Here is a 16,374-nt window from a genome sequence, read left to right as displayed (position 1 = left end):
ACCTACTCATCCGGCGCTAACTCCTCACGTCTGGGCGGGCGCCCCACCTGCACTTCGCTAAGATCTTCTTGGGACAGGCCGCGGTATAACGCAAACATCATTGCAAACACCAAAATGAACATCGGTAGGCCAACAACGGTAATCACCTCCTGCAAAGCAGTAAGCCCGGCCTCGCCAGCAAGCACAATCAGCATCGCTGCCAGCATACCCTCCGAAACACCCCAGAAAACACGCTGATGCCATGGTCCGGGATCCGCACTGCCGGTACACAGCATATCGACAACCAGGGACGCAGAGTCTGATGACGTGGCAAAGAAGATCGCAACGATCACAACAGCCAAGCCCTGGATTAACGTAGCGGCCGGGAAGCTCTCGAAGAATGCGAACATAGCGAGGGGGATGCTTTCACCTACGGCGGCAGACAAGATACCTGCTTGCTCTCCCAGTGCTTCTCGAGCATCGGGCCCAATCCCGTCGATCTCCATTGCCGACCAACCAAAAATTGCAAACCAAACCAGTGTGAAGATAGAGGGGGCAAAAAGCACACCAAGGACGAATTCGCGGATTGTGCGCCCGCGTGAAATTCGCGCCACAAAGATCCCGATGAAAGGCGACCACGTCACTGTCCAGGCCCAATAGAATACCGTCCAGCTACCCTGCCACCCCCAGGCGCCGCCATCCCTGGAATAGCTTGCCAGCGTGTCATTCCAGAAAGCCATGGGCAGCAGGTTCGTTATGTAGAGACCAAAGGTTTCGACCACAGCGCGCAAAAGGAAAACGGTCGACCCGGTAAAGAGCACAAACAGCAACAGGCCGACGGCCATGGCGATATTGATATTAGAAAGCCGTTTCACGCCTGAATCCAGCCCCGCCACAATCGATCCCACAGCGACAGCCGTCAGCATGGCAATGATGAACACCTTGGTGATAACGGCATCTGGAATACCAAACAACTCCGTTAGCCCCGCATTGATCTGTTGGGTGCCCAGGCCAATAGAGACCGCTACGCCAAACAGGGTGCCAAGTATGGCGAAGACATCCAGAGATTTGCCGAGAGGGCCATAAATGCGCTCGCCTAACAGCGGATAGAATACTGAACTAAAACGCATCGGCAGATTATAGCGATAAATAAAGTAAGCAAAAGCCAGTCCGGGCATAGCGAAAATCGCCCAGGTATGTAGCCCCAGATGGTAGATCGAAAAACTCATGGCATCGTCGGCGGCTTCCACAGAGAAAGGCACAACATCCGGCCTGGGTGGATTAGAAAAGTGGGAAATGGGTTCGGCCACGCCCCAGAACATCAGCACCGTTCCGATGCCGCCTGCGAACAGCATGGTGAACCAGGAGATATTATTGTAGGCAGGTTTTGCATCATTGCCCCCCAAGCGGATCGCCCCGAACCGGCTAAGCGCCACCCACAGCAGAAACGCTACCCAACTCGTCACCCCTAAAATAAAAAACCAGCCAAGATTGGTAACAATCCATTCCCGCCCGGCACCAAAGGCTGCCCCGATGGGGCCCGGCGCAATCAGTAGCACCACAAGAAAAAGGATCATGATCCCTGCGGACGTGAAAAAAATGATGGGATCCGTCTTGAGGCCCAGTTTTCTCGCTAGTGCATCCATTATTATTCCTCCCGTGTCTTTCCACCAACATAGGAGTCATTGACCGATAACGCCAAGGGGTCAGCAAACCGTGATATTTTCCCAGGAGAAACTACGTATGAATAACCACTTACCTGATAGACGATAATCGATTATCTCAGCCGATAACCCACTCCAGTCAACGTCTCTATCCGCGCAGACTGGCTGCCAAGTTTGCGGCGCAAGGTGCGTACAATGGCATCAACCACATTGCTGCCTCCTTGATATCGGGTACCCCAGACATGCTGCAACAGCTCACGACGGGACACTGCCTTACCCTGGTGTTCGACCAAATAGCGCATGACACCGAACTCAAGGGGCGTCAGCGCAACGAAGCCTTCCGCCAACATCAGTTGCCGGGCTTCGACATCTAACAAGGCAGGATCACGCTTTATGCCCAGCTCGGCCGCGGCAAGCTCCGCCAGCCAGCCATCCACAGACTCCGGCCCGAAATCGAGCACCGCACTCGGATAGCAAACGCCATCCAGCTCCACCTCCCATCCGCCAAGGACTTCAAACCCCAGCCGCTGCGCCACTTGCCGGTAAGCGCCAAGATCGGTCGCCGTAAGATAGACCCGCCGCAGCCCAGGGCGCAGCTCCATATAGCTTCGCTTAAGATCCAGCCAGATAGCCGCCTGTATTTCACTGGGTGAATCGCCTTCCTTGAGACTTAGCCAGCGGCGACAAAATAACGCCACCTCGCCCGACCGCATAGGCGACTGTTCAAGATGGGAATACCACTGGGCGGTCACCGGGTCATTGAGCAACCAACTGGGTTCAACCTGGTCGGAGCGCAGTTTGCAATACAGTCCTTCTACTTCCCCGGTCACGCCCCGCACGATGGAAAACGCCTGGGGCATACGCCGCCACCATTGCAGCAGAAGCTCGCTGGCCTGACGGCCATCACGGGCGCGGACAATCCCGGTAAGGGCTTCATCGTCTTGAGGCTGTGCCGCTTCCACGCTGTGAAGCGTCGTCACGGTGGGGAAAAATGCCTCACGCACCACGGGGTTTTCAATCAGGTAGAGCATGTCCGCCGTATAGCGCCAGAGATCGTCGCTGGCCGCGAATTGCGACTCGCTAACCAGCTGTCGCCAGGCCGACCGACGATAGTCCAGGTAGCGGCTAGGGTCGCTGGCATGCAGGGAGCGGGCAAGCGGATCACGCACGGCCTCATGAATAATCAGCCCGTCATGCATGCCATCCACAAAAGGCAACCTGCGCAGCCGCTCGTAGGCATCCTGGGGATCTAGTTCCGGAAACAATGCCTGTAACAGAGAGACCGTCACCCGGCGTAGCACCACGGCGCCCTCCAGCACATGTCGGCTCGCTGAATCTTCCACATCGGCAAGAAACATCCGACTCAGCTCATCAACCGCGTGCTGTAGCACTGTCTCTTGCGGCCACGAACGGGCGTGGTTTTCCCGGCTGGCGGTGGCCGCCAGTTTCAGCGCCAGCGGATGACCATGGGCGGCCCGGATCAGGGATGCCGCATCTTCCTCCTGTATGCCATGCAAATTAAGGAGCACTTGAGCCTCCGTCGGGCTCAACGGCTGTACCGGCACACTCTGAACCAGGCGCCCCCAGTCCGGCGCCGCAAACCAGACATCCAGAGGGCGTTGGCGACTGAAAAAGACGATGCGTACGTTATCCGGCAACAACGGGACAAATACCTGACGCAGCCAGGTATCGAGCAGCCTGAACACTTCGTAGGTATCCAGCGCAAGAAGAACTGTGGGGCCCAGCAGGCCCAATCGCTCCACCAGCGTATCCACCCCCGATCCGCCATCCCCAATGGCGACACCTAGCGCATGTAAAAATCCAGGTTCGGTGGGCTCTATGTGGCGACAGTCCAGTCGGATGACGCTAGCACCTGCGTCCTCCGCCTCGGCCGCCAATATGTCCAGCAGCGCCGTCTTACCAATGCCGGTAATACCGTAGACATGCGCCACCCGAGGCCCTGCCGTCGCAAGCACACCGCGAAGAGTATCAAGCTCATTAGTGCGGCCAACGAAACCCTGATAGGCCCGGTTGGTCGTCAAATCCGACGTCCATTGCCACATGGCTGGTTTCTCTACGTGTCAGGCTTAGCTGATACCTGAGTTCAGCATAGCTACAAATACCACCCGACACAGTAGTTGCGCGCCGAACGATGACACTCAGATGCAATTCTCACGTAATTCTCATCAGTTCCTCACATCCCGCGAGCGATTCAGCGCTATAACAAGAGATACCCAAAAAGAAATATCACAAAAGCCATCCAACGACGTTAGGAGGAGACGACATGAATCCCCAATGGAGCCTGAAAGGCGACTACCTCGAAAGCTGCAATTGCAAAGGTGCCTGCCCGTGTATCTACCTCGGCAGCCCTACCGAGGGTGAATGTACCGCCCTGGTGGGCTGGCACATTACTCAAGGCCAGTTCGAGGCAGTGGATCTCGGCGACAGGAATGTGGCCATCGCCCTGCATTCCCCCGGCCCCATGGCCGAGGGCAACTGGAAAGTCGTGCTGTATATCGACCAGCGAGCAGACGAGGCCCAACAGGAAGCACTAAGTAGCATATTCGGCGGCCAGGCCGGTGGCCACCCGGCGCTGTTGGCCACCTTTATTGGCGAGGTACTCGCGGTAGAGCACCTTCCCATCCAGTTTGAAGTGGAAAAGGGGCGTCGACATTTGAAACTTGGCCAATCCGCCAACACGGAAATTACCGCTCTGGAAGGCCAGAACGGCGCTGAGGTGACCATTCATCATCACCCATTTGCGGTGGCGCCGGGCGAGTCTCTAGTGGTGGCCAAGTCGCAATCGTTGCTGCACCGCGCTTACGGTATCAACTTTGATCTCAGCGAACGCAGTGCATCTTATTCAACCTTCGCTTACAGCGGGTCTTGAGGGGGCATTGGCGATGGAACTGACGATGAGCACTCTCCATGCCCGGGAACGCTTACTGACCTGGTTAGCGCTGATAACCCTGTCAATACTGGCGTGGGGTTACCTGATTATGCATGGCATGCACGCGCAAATGCCGATGAATGGGGAGATGGCCAGCACAGGCGACGACGGCATGAGTTTACTGGTCACGGTCACGCTGATGTGGAGCGTGATGATGGTGGCCATGATGCTACCCAGCGCTAGCCCCATGCTGCTTACTTTTCTGCGCATCCACCAGCAGCGCGAACGCGAGGCAGGTGCCAGCGCAGCCACCTGGGTTTTCATAGCAGGTTACCTTGCCGTGTGGCTGGCGTTTGCGGTGGCAGCCGCCATCATGCAATGGGCATTGCAGCAGAGTGCGCTGTTAAGCTCATCCATGGGCCACGTCACCCCACTGTTGGGAGGCGCCCTGCTGGTAACCGCAGGTGCTTTCCAGTTCAGTGATCTTAAACAGGCCTGCCTGAACAAGTGTCGTTCGCCCTTAAGCTTTCTGATGACCGAATGGCGCGAAGGCAACGGCGGAGCGCTGATCATGGGGCTCCGCCATGGCGCCTACTGCACCGGCTGCTGCTGGGCCTTGATGCTGCTGATGTTTGTCGGCGGCGTTATGAGCCTAGTTTGGATGGCGGGGCTAGCCCTTTATTTTCTAGCAGAGAAGCTACTCCCCCAAGCAGAACGGATTAGCCAAATCAGCGGGTTCCTGCTTGTTGGTGTAGGCGTCATTATTTTGCTGTCTGCTGCCTATTAAATCGTGCCTGGGATAATTACCTTGGCCTTTTGGTGGAGCCACTCCCGCAACGTTGGCAAAATAAAGGGCGCCTATATCAGTATCGGGATTATGGAGTACTCCTGACACTTATATACGCGCCCATAACTCAGCGTATTGCGCTATCGAACGTTAGACGTAAAAGTCCAGATCCTCTTGGGCTTTTAGCAGATCGCGCATCTTGATGGGATCGTCGCCAAAGAAGAAGATGAGCCCCCAATGAGTCCCGAAAGCAGACCGGTCAGGCACTGTCTCTTCTGCCGGTGCGACCAGTTCGTGTGACTCGAAGTACGGGTGATTAATCGTCTCTTCAGGCATTTCCAGCTTGCTGACAACACGACGGCGTGGGTACACACCGAAACAACCTGCGTAACCCTTCGCATCGACTACTTCGCGGGGGAAGAACGCCGCTACTTCTTCTTTCGTGCTTTTCGGGTCGAACACCAACATTGACGCTTGATAGGCGTTGAAACCGTAGGCTTTTTCGATCAGCTCGAAAGCTTTGAAGCCGGGTGGGCGGTAGGCAACTTCGCCAAAGTACATCTCACCGTCAGCTGTCACGAAGTACTCGGGGTGAATCAAGCCGAACTGGATGTCGAAGGTTTTGATCAACAGCTCGATCTGTTTGGTGATCGCATTGCGCCAGCTCTCAAGCTCCTGGGTAGCAGGCACGAACACCGAGTAGCCTAACGTCACGTATTCCGAAATATTCAGGAACTGAATTTTGCCATCGTGTATCCAGGCTTCAACGGCAAACTCCCAGCCGCTCAAGTGACTCTCCATCAGCAGCGGATACTCTTCATCCGGAATGTTATCAATTTCTTCTAACGTGCGGATCATCCGGTGGCCAAGACAACCGGCTTTATCGAATGCTTTGACGTGTATCGGGTCATCCGGATCACCATCAAGCTTGAGCAGCGTTTGATTGACGCGCTTCATAAAGCGGACGATGTCTTCTTTTTCGTGCGCCTCTTCAAATATCCCAACGCGGATACCGCCAAGCTGGGCACGGCGCTTCATCAAGGCCTTATCACGGAATAGAATTGACTGACCAAACATGCGTGGGCTGTCGAGAAGCACGGAGTTGATGGCACCTGACCACTCAACGGTTTCTTCAAACAGTGGGATGGCGACGTCGACGCCTTCAGCCTTCAACTTTTCGGCAATCTCCATGGAGCGATCATTCAAGCGAATAAAATCCCAGGAGATGAACGGTATATTGTTCGCGGCACAGAAATCCTCAGCCCATTCAGGAGCAACGACGATATAGCGACGGTCAAACTTTTGCGCCGCCTTAATCGCGTTAATACTCCATCCAAGTAAGGCAATGTAACCTTTGTTCGGATCTTTGGGGGTCTCGGTACCTTTCACCGAGTCCATTTCCGGATCACGCCAGGCCGCTACTGCTTCGGGTAATTGCTTTTCTGATGTTATCGACATTTGATGTCCTCCTTGCTGGTTAACCCAAATTGACTGGGCTGAAACTGGAGCGCACCAAGTGAGCCAAGCCGCAGTCAGTGGTGTTCAGAAACGATTGAGTAAGCCAGCATTAGGGTTTTTTTAGCGCACCCGTCGTAACTAAGCTAGTCGATACGGTTACAAATGGCAATTAAACTGTAAAACTTCTGTTAAATTTCTGTAGAAGTTATCTTGCTAAAAAGATGGGGATAATTTCTAAGAGAAAGGTTAAATAGCAGTTCACAGCCAGCCAATAGCCTGTAGTTACCCAGCTGGTGCTTAGCGACCTATCTCAGTTATTCTACACGCAGTGTTTGCGTTCCATGACCGAAGGATAGCCGTATCTATGTTGGGATTCCTGCAGGGATTTTCCTATGGCCTGTTTATGACCTGCCTGCCCTGGCTACTGGTCGGCCTCTTCAATCCTGGCCTGGCGCTTCCAGTATCGACTACCAGTCGTCTCCAGGTAATCGCCCGCTATTGCCTAGTGGTTCCCTTCATCAGCATGCTGCTATGGCTGACCTCCCTATGGGGTGGTTTCAGCCCCAGCCTGTTTGGCTGGTTGACAGGCATCGTCGCCATTCCTGTAGCACTTCCTATCGAGCGAACGCTACGCGGCTGGCTGGCCCGCCGCCGCGTGCGTCGCCATGAGGCTCAACGAGAGGCCGCAGCACAGCAGCGCCGTGCTCAAGAGGAGCGCAACGCCTATGAAACGGGTGTGTCGGTGCTCGACCCCGCAAGGCCACCCGTGGGGGCCGACGATCTAGTCTTGGCCATGTGCCGGGCCAAGCAGAACTTGCTCGATGTGCACCGTCCCGACTTGGCAATCCTGACAGACCGCCTATACAGCCGCTACCGCCATGTGATGGACGTACTAGGCGACCGATTCCATACTGGCGAGCTGGCTTTCGAGCGCTCGCAAGGCTTGGTCACTCAAGTCTGTTTCGGCGCGGTGGATACGTTGACGACCATGGCCTCCCAAGCACGTGGTGTGGTTAGCGTGGACGGTAATTACGTACGAGGTCGACTGGAGCGGGAAGGCAAACGATTAAGCGATGAAGAGCGTGCTGCCCTGGTGCGTCGCCTCGATTTGCTAGTGGAAACCGAGCACCGGCTGAACAAGCTCTCTGCCCGAATCGAATCCGCCTTGACAGTGCTCGACGATACCGCTGTTTCCATGGCGCGCATCGAGACGGCTCGCCCCCAGGCGTCGGTCACCACCGAAAAAGCGCTGGAAGATCTGCGCCGCTTCGTCGAAGGGGCCGATCGTTATGGCCGCAAGGATTAAGCTGACAGGCAATGCTAATGTGCAATTTTCACTCTGTTGTATTTAAACCGTTTTATTTCATTGCATTTTTAATAGCTTTATAGCCCAGGAGATCTCTATGGCTCAGCAATCCGATGACAAACGACGCCTCTCCCTGCCACCGGTGGACGAGATCGCTGACCAGTTGGGAGCTAGTCGATTGGGTGCAAGTCAGGCTGAATCGGTAACCCCCGATGAGCGTGATATCGACCCTGAGCTTGAGGCGATGGCCGACCGCTTTGTCGAGGATATCCTCGCCGAAGGTGATGAGGAGTCAGTAGTTCGCCAGCGCCGTGCCGTGGATGAGATGGGCCTTGAACTGCAGCAGCAGGCTGCCCATCGCAGCGCCATGCTGCAAACACCGCTGCGTAAGTTGGCCCACCAAGGCGACGAAGGTGGGCCGGTTGCCAAGGCACTGACCGATCTGCGTGGGCGCATGGAAGGGCTCGACCCTGCACGCCATCGCCTGGCGCCGACTACATTGGATCGCGTTCTGGCGGTCATTCCCGGCTTGGATAGCCGCTTGCAGCGCTACTTTCGTAAGTTCGAGAATACCCAGCAGGCCTTGGATGCGATCATCGAGGATCTGGAAAGCGGACGAGACATGCTGCATCGTGACAACCTCACCCTGAACGATGACCAGCAGGCGTTAACTAAAATCCTTGGCGAGCTGAACCGCCAAATTGCGCTGGGCCGCATGATCGACCACCGCCTGCAAGATGAAATAGCCGCTCGCGATGGCGATGATCCGCGACGTCAATTTCTTGAGGAAGAGCTGCTCTTTCCTCTTCGCCAGCGCATTGTCGACCTACAGCAGCAACTGGCGGTAAGTCAGCAAGGTATACTGGCGCTAGAGGTGATCATCCGCAACAACCGGGAATTAATGCGCGGTGTGGACAGGGCCATTAACGTCACCGTCTCGGCGCTCACCGTTGCGGTCACGGTGGCCATGGCAATGGCTAATCAGCGCCTGGTGCTGGATCGCATCGAAGCCCTCAATACGACCACATCGCAGATGATTGGCGGCACTGCCAAGGCTCTGCGACAGCAAGGCGTGGACATCCAGAAGCGTGCCTCCTCCGCAATGCTCGACATGCAAGTGCTTGAGGAGGCTTTCAGCGAGGTGATGGGCGCCATCGACGATCTATCAAGCTATCGGCAAGAGGCCCTACCCCGCCTGGATGAGCAGATCGACCGCCTGGCGACCCTGGCAAAGCAGGGAAATGCGTCCATCGCGCGTCTTCAAGAAGGCAGCGAATCGCAACCACAAAATGGCCGCGACCCCAGCTAACTGTTCAGACTTGGGGTAACTGATAAGCTACTTGAAACGAGAAGAGGCATCCCGGAAGGCTTTACGCATCAACTCCCACGAGTCTTCCATACCTTGGCGGACAGTCTCCCAGGCCGCTTCGCTGGCATGCTGAAGCTCATCGAGCCTTTGCTGAGTCTCCGCCTGGCGCTTCTTGAGTCGCTCGATGTCCTCTTGGTACTTGACCCTCGCTTCGTCGCTCGCCTGACGAGCCTTGGCAGTCAGCTTATCGATATCAGCATTCCACTCGTCGAGCCTGGCTTTCATTTCTTCAACGAATTCGTCACGCTGTCTCATTGTGATATCTCCCCTTCAGTAACGGGCTCCAGTTCGAAGCGGATATCCCCCTGCTTCCAATCCGAGTCATATGTCAGCCCTCTTAGCAGTTGGTATACCCTCGCTATGAATCACTCAGGCGAAACAGGGCTCTAGGACTCGCATCAAGAATGTACTGACGATCATCAGCATCTCTAACCCAGTCATTGAGCCATCCGTAAGTATCGCGGTAAGTGTGTTTATTCTCATGGCGCGTCCATGGCCAGTCACTGCCCCACACTAACCGATCACGTCCAAGATGATGCAACAATGCCTGGACATGCGGTCTGAGGTCAAACACAGGGGAACGATAGGGGGCTGAGAGCTTCACCCAGGTTCGTTCTGCCTGTCCTGACTCAAGCAGAAGACGACAGCCTGGGTCTTGCATAGGAACGTCGTCGACTGGCAGCCCAATATGATCAATGACTAACTTCACGCCATGCTCATGTAATGCTGGAAAAATTTCAGGTAACCGGTTCCCTTCCAGATGCAGCTCAAGATGCCAGTCCATAGCTTTAAGATTATCTAGAAAGTCTATCCATTGAGGATCCTTGAGGTTTGGCAATGCGCTGCGCCCCTCAATGAGATTCCATCGCACCCCTACAATACCTGCAGCATCAAGGGCGGCTATCTCCTCTAGCGTCGTCTCCTTGGCTAGCTGAACGACCCCGCGATACGCATGATTAAGCCTGGAGAGAATTTCGAGCAGCTGCCGGTTGTCGTTTCCCAAAAAGCTCGGTTGCACCAGTACCCCGCCTCTTAATTTGCAGCTTTCTAGGTTTTCTTGCCAATTCAAAAGTGGTGCAGGACGGGATGGACTGTAGTTAGACCCGTTGGCTTCCTTAACAGCCCCGTAGACATGAGCATGACAATCAAAACCTAATTTCACTTTTGGCACCTCATTACGTTCTGACTGGGGATTTCGTATCCCTAAGTTGTTATACATAAGTCTAGTTCTCTAGAGAACTGGTTGACTGGAAGTATACACGGGTCTTCAATGACCTCAAGAAATCAAGATAACCACTGGGTGACCCTATGCAAGCCAAGTTCTCTGCTAATACGGACGGAAGATTACCCCTGTACGCCAAACTCCGTGATCAATTAGGCTCAAGGATCGCCAATGGTGAGTGGAAACCAGGCGACATGATTCCCTCGGAGAACCGTTTAGCCGAAGAGTATGGCGTTGCTTTAGCAACTATGCGGATGGCCCTGAAGCAGCTGGTTGATGAGGGGCTGCTGGATCGGCGGCGAGGTACCGGCACTTTCGTTAAGCAACCCGCCTTCCGAGCCGATCTGTTTCGTTTTTTCCATGTACATGATGTGGAAGATCCCGATGTACCCGTTATTCCGGAAAGTCGAATTCTCAGTCATCAGGAAGTCGCCCTTCCCGCCGACGTAAAGCAGGCCTTCGGCGAAGAATCAGTCAGCCACTGTATAAAGCTGGAACGTGTACGCCTTTGGTCAGGCGACCCACTGCTGTTTGAAGAAATTTATCTACGCTTACCCGATTTCAACGGGCTCATGTCGCTGAATCCAAAAGCGATGGGTCCTTTGTTGTATCCCGTATTTCTGGAGGAATTCGGGATTTTGATCTCGTCGGCAACCGACGAGCTGTCGTTCGGCACCGCCACCAAGGCCAGTGCAAAGCATCTAGAACTAGCCACTGGGGCACCGGTCGCCGCCATCCAACGCATTGCCCGTAATCCTGCAGGCAGAGTCATCGAGTTTCGACGAGTACACGGAAGGCCAGAGCGGTTCCGCTACCGTGTCACGCTCGGTGATCAACCTGCTTGAGATCGCATTAAATGCACACCTCATCACCCTGCATTTCAAAGAAAGGTAACTAACAATGAAAACATTACAGCTTACGTCTTTAGTTGCGCTATCAGCGTTTACCGCTATGCCTGTCATGGCTGACGACTATCCGAATCGTCCCATCGAAATAATCGTACCGGCACCAGCCGGCGGCGGCACTGACAACGTTGCGCGCATGCTCAATCAGTACCTGCAAGAAGAGCTAGGAGAGTCACTTGCTGTGCTTAATGTCGCTGGTGGAGGTGGTGCTATTGGGGTCAACCAGATTGCCCGTGCCAAGCCCGATGGCTACACGCTGCTTTCTACCTGGAATAGTCCTATCACTACCGTACCGCACATGCAGCGTGTTCAGTACTCTTACGAGACATTGACCCCGATCACCAGCACTTCGCAGAGTGCCTACACCATGTGTGTATCCCCCGGCTTTCCAGCTGAAACAGGAGAGGAATTCCTTGCCGAGCTGCAGAATAACCCCGGTCAGTACACCTACGGCAATGACGGGGTCGGTGGAACCATGCGCTTGGCAGCAGAGCGTATCTTTGAAGCCTATGACATTGAGGCCCGCCCTATTCCTTTTGGCGGCGCTGGTGAGACCCTCCAAAACTTCCTGGGTGGACACGTGGATATCTACGGTGGCTCCATCACACCCGCACTTCCCTATGTAGAGGATGGCAAGGCGAAGTGCCTACTCGTGACCTCAGCCGATGATAACGAAGCACTACCCCAGGCATCAGGCCTAGCAGCACTCGGTCATCCCGAACTGGAAACAGTGCTATGGCGCATGATGCTGGCACCAGAGGGTATGGATGAGCAGCGCGTTAACGTCATCGCCGATGCCGTAGCTAGCGCCGTCGAGCATCCTGAGTTCCAAGCGTTCCTGACAGCTCAAGGAGAGACGCTGAATCTCGTACGAGGTGAAGAGCTCCGTGAGCGTCTGCATCAGGAAACCGTAGCGATTGGTGAGACACTCGAAAAGCTTGGGCTTAAGAAAAACTAATTCATGACTGAATGGACGGTAACTTGCTCATGAACTTCAGAGATATTATCTCTGGCATCGCCTTCCTCATCTTTGGCTGCACGGTGGTCTGGGTGGGGAGTGGCTTTGATGCCGGCGCCGCTTACGTGCCCATGGGAGTTGGCATTCTGATGTGTCTTTTCTCACTTCCTCTGATCGTTAAGGGCGTGGTGCAAACGCAGCAAAATGGCGGTTTGAGCAGCGCCGCCGCCTTAATCGATCATCCGGGAAGGTTTATGGCGACAGTCGCCTGTTGCCTGATCTACTACTTAGCCATGCCAACCGTGGGTTTCTACTCCACTAGCACCCTTTTCATCATCCTGCTGGCTCTGGTACTGGGTGAAAGGCGCCCCATCGTAGTTTTAGGTATTACGGTGGGCTTCATCATCCTCTTATACGGGCTTTTTGCGATGGTGCTAAAACGACCCTTGCCCGTCGAATTTTTCCTGGTTTCCTAAATAGGGTTACACGATATGTTTGATTCCCTGTTCAACGCACTACCTGTGGCCTTGCAATTTGGCTCCGTAGTCAGCCTTTTCGTCGGCACCTTGGTGGGTATCTTGATCGGAGCCCTACCAGGGCTCAACCCGGTCATGGCCATCGCTCTCATGCTCCCACTGACGTATGGGTTCGATCCTGTAATTGCTCTAGGGTTGGTAGCAGGTATCTATAATGGCTCAATGTACGGTGGAGCTATTCCCGCCATCTTACTAAAAATCCCAGGAACGCCAGCTGCAATCGCGACAACATTCGACGGTTACCCTATGACACGTAACGGCCAGGGCGGGCTGGCTCTCAAGACTGCGTGCTGGTCGTCCGCCATCGGTGGAATTATTAGCGCCATAGCGTTGATGACGCTAGCCCCCCTTTTGGCACAGGTCACGCTTGCCTTTGGGCCGACTGAGTATTTCTGGGTGGCCGTTTTCGGACTTGTAAGCATCGCCGTATTGGTGGGCAGTGATATCAGCAAAGGCATGCTCAGCGCCCTGTTGGGCGTTATCATCGGCCTTGTAGGCGTTGACACAATCAGTGGAGCGGAACGCTATACGTTCGATTCGCTTTATTTAAGTGGGGGGTTCGACCTGATCATTGTGCTCATCGGCCTCTACGCGATACCGCCAGTACTGGAGATGGCGGAGAAAAGCAACGCGACTTACTATGATGCAGGAAGCTTCAAGGTTGATGCTAGCGGCAACGCACTCGGACTGATACGTCAGCACTGGCGCACTTGGACTCGCTCGTCGCTGATAGGCGTTAGTGTAGGTATCTTGCCAGGTGCCGGTGGCAATCTGGCAGCATTGCTGAGTTATAACGAAGCGAAGCGCAAGTCCACGAACCCCGAATCTTTCGGCACGGGTAATCCTGTGGGGGTTGCAGCAGCTGAATCAGGTAATAGTGCCGACAATGCTTCTGCGATGATTCCATCCCTAACATTAGGGATTCCTGGCAATTTGGTTGCAGCCTTAGTGCTCGGCGCGCTGATGATTCATGGACTTCAGCCCGGCCCACAACTGTTTACGAAGTCGCCTGATGTGGTCTTCGGTTTCATGTGGCAAATGCTGTTTACTGCGATGCTACTCCTGTTACTAGGAGGCATGGTGGCCACCCGCCTATTCGCTCAGGTCTTGCGCATGCCCACCGCACTCTTGGTACCAACGACGTTGGTGCTCATGGCCGTGGGTGTTTATACCGTCAAAGGGAACATGACAGACCTCTATGTAATGCTAGCCTTTGGGTTGCTCGGTTATTTACTCCATCGACTAGCCTTCCCGCTTGCACCAGTAGTGCTGGGTGTACTGTTAGGTCCAATGGCGGAACAAAACTTACGTTTGGCAATGCTGATTTCCCAGGATAACTGGGGATCTCTATTTACTCGCCCTATTTCGCAGGGAATCATCGCACTACTGTTGATGGTGTTATTCACCCAGGCCTGGAAAATACTAAAAAAAGGGCGTCAGAATTAACAACGCGATGAAAGTAATCCCACAGATTTATTGACGAAGGTTGTGCATGGCAGTCAGGCAGCATTCCTGCCTGGCTGCTCTGTATCAGCCAGAAGCGGTCATGGATTTACTGCATATTCAAAGACAGCATTAACTAGCTAACAACTTCGACATCGATAGGGTCACAACTTAAGGATCGAGTTGCCAGAAGTGTGCACATCAATGCACCAAGCAGCGATTTCTTTAAGCTGCCGCCCTCGTGAACACCACGAATAAATCCCATCGTGAACGTCAGGATGGCCACCAAAGTGATGGGCAAGAAATCCAGCAGCCCTTGCCAGAAGTTGGGGTCTCTGCCATTCATAGGGCGTTTCTCTTTTCGTCTTGGATTCATGGCACACCTCTCGGGCGGACCTCGTCAGTTAATCGATGGAAATGCCGCCAGCCGCTTCATAAACACTCAGCAGCTCATCTGTCGCCAGTTCTCGTTGGCCATAGTCAGCACCTAGCAGGCTCGCCCAGATTTTGCGGCAAGCATGGATGTGGCATCACGGATACGGCCGTCATGGATCAATGCAAGCGCTTTGCACTGGCGGATAAGGTTAACGGCGCCTAGGATCTTGGCTAGCAGGCGTGAAGTCAGGCAAATGGCACCGCTCGACCAGGTCATCCCATGTACGCATAAGGAACTGGTAGCGCCCCGCTGCGCTTGAGTGGATTTGATAAGCAGGAAGCCAAACAAGCTGGCGCGGATGATCGTCGTAGCTGTTGAATGTCTTGCCGCCAACAATCACATTTAAACCGTCCTGATCTCCAAAGCGTGGCGTACCTTCGGCAAAGACCAATGTGTCGAGGAAGGCGGCCACGTTGCCGGCGCGTGTATCGTTTGGCGGTGCTGGCTCAACGCGCAGTAATTCCGCCTCCTCAAGCCAATGAGTAGGAGAATGAGCAGACATGACGACCTCACGAATGGAAAGCCAGAAACGTAAAAGCCCCACCGGGTGGCCGGCAGGGCTTCAAGAAGTGATGGCTAATCGCGCAGCTAGCGCAGCCTAGATAAAATAGTGCCCGATTCACGACACTGAATCAAATAATTTATTTACCCAGCTATTTCGTTGGAAGCAGTGACGAATTTGAGTTTCCCAATGCGCCAAATGAAGCCTATATTAATTAATACTCAGAGGCCGTTACCGATCCAAAACAACCATGCTGGGAAATACTGCAGGCGCGCGAGTTTTGGCTATACGGCCTAATGGGAAATAATAGCCCGAAGGATCATAGGCTTGGGAGAATCGGGAAGGCTGCATTTGCTGGAAAAAAGTGCCAGCACGTTCATTCGATCATAGAACGCGCCGCCTCATATGCTGTTATGCAGCGAGACCATACTGCAGGAGGGGAATATGGAAATCGAAATTGGGTCGGTGATACTTGAAGGGTTTAAAACCATTAAGGATATCCCCGGTGTCTTAGAGAAATATCAAAGACTATTTGATCGACTGACAGGGAATGTTGCTTCAGGTAATACAGTGATCACTGCGCCAGCTTTGATAGGTAGGGTAGTTAAAGGTGAAAGTGATAAACTCCTGAGCCTTATAAACAAATACTATGCTATTGACTCGGACGATAAATACTATGATATTGAGAAAGATGCTTTCAGAAAGAAAATAGCGGCACAAATATGCGCAATATTAACGGCGATAGATCCAATTAAAGATCAGATTCCAGACTATGATAATTTGGTTGAGCTGTTTTGTAACTCATTCCCTAGTCTATTTGCAACAGCATAACAATTGCGGTCAAGGGACGCTCCTGACGTCGCGCCCCTGCCGCTGGCGTTGTTAAAGCGCTATAACAATGGCTGCTAAAAAGCTGCTT

Annotated in this window: 16 protein-coding genes; 9 read left to right on the top strand and 7 right to left on the bottom strand. The window is 53.9% G+C overall.

What is annotated here, in order from left to right; translation table 11 throughout:
* Positions 1-2: 2 nt before the first annotated feature.
* Together HZS52_RS16705 and HZS52_RS16700 are read right to left on the bottom strand one after the other, a co-directional pair.
* Entirely contained in the window at positions 3-1,625 is a 1,623-nt protein-coding gene (locus HZS52_RS16705; RefSeq protein WP_041159481.1) for a BCCT family transporter, read from the bottom strand.
* A gap of 131 nt (positions 1,626-1,756) precedes the next feature.
* Positions 1,757-3,706: a winged helix-turn-helix domain-containing protein gene (locus tag HZS52_RS16700; protein WP_190373200.1), complete on the bottom strand. Its 1,950-nt coding sequence runs from the start codon at positions 3,704-3,706 to the stop codon at positions 1,757-1,759.
* A 221-nt stretch (positions 3,707-3,927) separates the two neighbouring features.
* On the opposite strand from HZS52_RS16700, the gene HZS52_RS16695 reads away from it, so the two are divergent.
* Positions 3,928-4,533 carry a DUF1326 domain-containing protein gene (locus HZS52_RS16695; protein WP_027959450.1) on the top strand — a complete coding sequence of 202 codons (606 nt, stop codon included), beginning with the start codon at positions 3,928-3,930 and terminating at the stop codon, positions 4,531-4,533.
* 25 nt (positions 4,534-4,558) lie between these two features.
* Positions 4,559-5,320: a DUF2182 domain-containing protein gene (locus HZS52_RS16690; protein ID WP_190373199.1), complete on the top strand. Its 762-nt coding sequence runs from the start codon at positions 4,559-4,561 to the stop codon at positions 5,318-5,320.
* 150 nt (positions 5,321-5,470) lie between these two features.
* Here HZS52_RS16690 and HZS52_RS16685 read toward each other — a convergent pair whose 3' ends face one another.
* Complete coding sequence (locus HZS52_RS16685; RefSeq protein ID WP_009287860.1) at positions 5,471-6,778, bottom strand: ATP-grasp domain-containing protein; 1,308 nt, start codon at positions 6,776-6,778, stop codon at positions 5,471-5,473.
* A gap of 364 nt (positions 6,779-7,142) precedes the next feature.
* Here HZS52_RS16685 and HZS52_RS16680 point away from each other — a divergent pair, with 364 nt between their 5' ends.
* Positions 7,143-8,084, top strand: coding sequence for a hypothetical protein (locus HZS52_RS16680; RefSeq protein WP_022523438.1), 942 nt, complete (start codon positions 7,143-7,145; stop codon positions 8,082-8,084).
* Positions 8,085-8,181: 97 nt separating this feature from the next.
* Positions 8,182-9,393: a toxic anion resistance protein gene (locus HZS52_RS16675; RefSeq protein WP_190373198.1), complete on the top strand. Its 1,212-nt coding sequence runs from the start codon at positions 8,182-8,184 to the stop codon at positions 9,391-9,393.
* Positions 9,394-9,420: 27 nt separating this feature from the next.
* Here HZS52_RS16675 and HZS52_RS16670 read toward each other — a convergent pair whose 3' ends face one another.
* Together HZS52_RS16670 and HZS52_RS16665 are read right to left on the bottom strand one after the other, a co-directional pair.
* Positions 9,421-9,708 (bottom strand): sll1863 family stress response protein, encoded by a 288-nt coding sequence (locus HZS52_RS16670; protein WP_027959459.1) that lies wholly within the window; start codon positions 9,706-9,708, stop codon positions 9,421-9,423.
* 103 nt (positions 9,709-9,811) lie between these two features.
* On the bottom strand, positions 9,812-10,672 hold the full coding sequence (locus tag HZS52_RS16665) for an amidohydrolase family protein (protein WP_190373197.1): 861 nt from the start codon (positions 10,670-10,672) through the stop codon (positions 9,812-9,814).
* A gap of 89 nt (positions 10,673-10,761) precedes the next feature.
* On the opposite strand from HZS52_RS16665, the gene HZS52_RS16660 reads away from it, so the two are divergent.
* Genes HZS52_RS16660 through HZS52_RS16645 form a run of 4 tightly spaced genes read left to right on the top strand, consistent with a single transcriptional unit; the run spans position 10,762 to position 14,520 of the window.
* Positions 10,762-11,520, top strand: coding sequence for a GntR family transcriptional regulator (locus HZS52_RS16660; RefSeq protein WP_009287856.1), 759 nt, complete (start codon positions 10,762-10,764; stop codon positions 11,518-11,520).
* 55 nt (positions 11,521-11,575) lie between these two features.
* Complete coding sequence (locus HZS52_RS16655; RefSeq protein WP_190373196.1) at positions 11,576-12,538, top strand: Bug family tripartite tricarboxylate transporter substrate binding protein; 963 nt, start codon at positions 11,576-11,578, stop codon at positions 12,536-12,538.
* Between the two features lie 29 nt (positions 12,539-12,567).
* Positions 12,568-13,014, top strand: coding sequence for a tripartite tricarboxylate transporter TctB family protein (locus tag HZS52_RS16650; protein ID WP_223827947.1), 447 nt, complete (start codon positions 12,568-12,570; stop codon positions 13,012-13,014).
* Positions 13,015-13,029: 15 nt separating this feature from the next.
* On the top strand, positions 13,030-14,520 hold the full coding sequence (locus HZS52_RS16645; RefSeq protein WP_041159491.1) for a tripartite tricarboxylate transporter permease: 1,491 nt from the start codon (positions 13,030-13,032) through the stop codon (positions 14,518-14,520).
* A gap of 133 nt (positions 14,521-14,653) precedes the next feature.
* Here the strand turns inward: HZS52_RS16645 and HZS52_RS16640 are convergent, their stop codons facing one another.
* The gene (locus HZS52_RS16640) at positions 14,654-14,893 is read right to left on the bottom strand and encodes a phage holin family protein (protein ID WP_190373195.1); all 240 of its coding nucleotides are present in this window, start codon (positions 14,891-14,893) and stop codon (positions 14,654-14,656) included.
* A 208-nt stretch (positions 14,894-15,101) separates the two neighbouring features.
* Positions 15,102-15,455, bottom strand: coding sequence for a lysozyme family protein (locus tag HZS52_RS16635; protein ID WP_223827946.1), 354 nt, complete (start codon positions 15,453-15,455; stop codon positions 15,102-15,104).
* 444 nt (positions 15,456-15,899) lie between these two features.
* Here HZS52_RS16635 and HZS52_RS16630 point away from each other — a divergent pair, with 444 nt between their 5' ends.
* Positions 15,900-16,286 (top strand): hypothetical protein, encoded by a 387-nt coding sequence (locus tag HZS52_RS16630; RefSeq protein WP_190373194.1) that lies wholly within the window; start codon positions 15,900-15,902, stop codon positions 16,284-16,286.
* Positions 16,287-16,374: the final 88 nt, after the last annotated feature.

The sequence above is a fragment of the Vreelandella titanicae genome (assembly GCF_014697095.1).
GTDB classification, from domain to species: Bacteria; Pseudomonadota; Gammaproteobacteria; order Pseudomonadales; family Halomonadaceae; genus Vreelandella; species Vreelandella titanicae.
This window is presented reverse-complemented; position numbering and strand designations above follow the sequence as displayed.

Bases quoted from the DNA above. Each gene is read 5' to 3' on its own strand.
- HZS52_RS16705 (WP_041159481.1), bottom strand. From the start codon at position 1,625: ATGGATGCACTAGCGAGAAAACTGGGCCTCAAGACGGATCCCATCATT.
- HZS52_RS16700 (WP_190373200.1), bottom strand. From the start codon at position 3,706: ATGTGGCAATGGACGTCGGATTTGACGACCAACCGGGCCTATCAGGGT.
- HZS52_RS16695 (WP_027959450.1), top strand. From the start codon at position 3,928: ATGAATCCCCAATGGAGCCTGAAAGGCGACTACCTCGAAAGCTGCAAT.
- HZS52_RS16690 (WP_190373199.1), top strand. From the start codon at position 4,559: ATGAGCACTCTCCATGCCCGGGAACGCTTACTGACCTGGTTAGCGCTG.
- HZS52_RS16685 (WP_009287860.1), bottom strand. From the start codon at position 6,778: ATGTCGATAACATCAGAAAAGCAATTACCCGAAGCAGTAGCGGCCTGG.
- HZS52_RS16680 (WP_022523438.1), top strand. From the start codon at position 7,143: ATGTTGGGATTCCTGCAGGGATTTTCCTATGGCCTGTTTATGACCTGC.
- HZS52_RS16675 (WP_190373198.1), top strand. From the start codon at position 8,182: ATGGCTCAGCAATCCGATGACAAACGACGCCTCTCCCTGCCACCGGTG.
- HZS52_RS16670 (WP_027959459.1), bottom strand. From the start codon at position 9,708: ATGAGACAGCGTGACGAATTCGTTGAAGAAATGAAAGCCAGGCTCGAC.
- HZS52_RS16665 (WP_190373197.1), bottom strand. From the start codon at position 10,672: ATGTATAACAACTTAGGGATACGAAATCCCCAGTCAGAACGTAATGAG.
- HZS52_RS16660 (WP_009287856.1), top strand. From the start codon at position 10,762: ATGCAAGCCAAGTTCTCTGCTAATACGGACGGAAGATTACCCCTGTAC.
- HZS52_RS16655 (WP_190373196.1), top strand. From the start codon at position 11,576: ATGAAAACATTACAGCTTACGTCTTTAGTTGCGCTATCAGCGTTTACC.
- HZS52_RS16650 (WP_223827947.1), top strand. From the start codon at position 12,568: ATGAACTTCAGAGATATTATCTCTGGCATCGCCTTCCTCATCTTTGGC.
- HZS52_RS16645 (WP_041159491.1), top strand. From the start codon at position 13,030: ATGTTTGATTCCCTGTTCAACGCACTACCTGTGGCCTTGCAATTTGGC.
- HZS52_RS16640 (WP_190373195.1), bottom strand. From the start codon at position 14,893: ATGAATCCAAGACGAAAAGAGAAACGCCCTATGAATGGCAGAGACCCC.
- HZS52_RS16635 (WP_223827946.1), bottom strand. From the start codon at position 15,455: ATGTCTGCTCATTCTCCTACTCATTGGCTTGAGGAGGCGGAATTACTG.
- HZS52_RS16630 (WP_190373194.1), top strand. From the start codon at position 15,900: ATGGAAATCGAAATTGGGTCGGTGATACTTGAAGGGTTTAAAACCATT.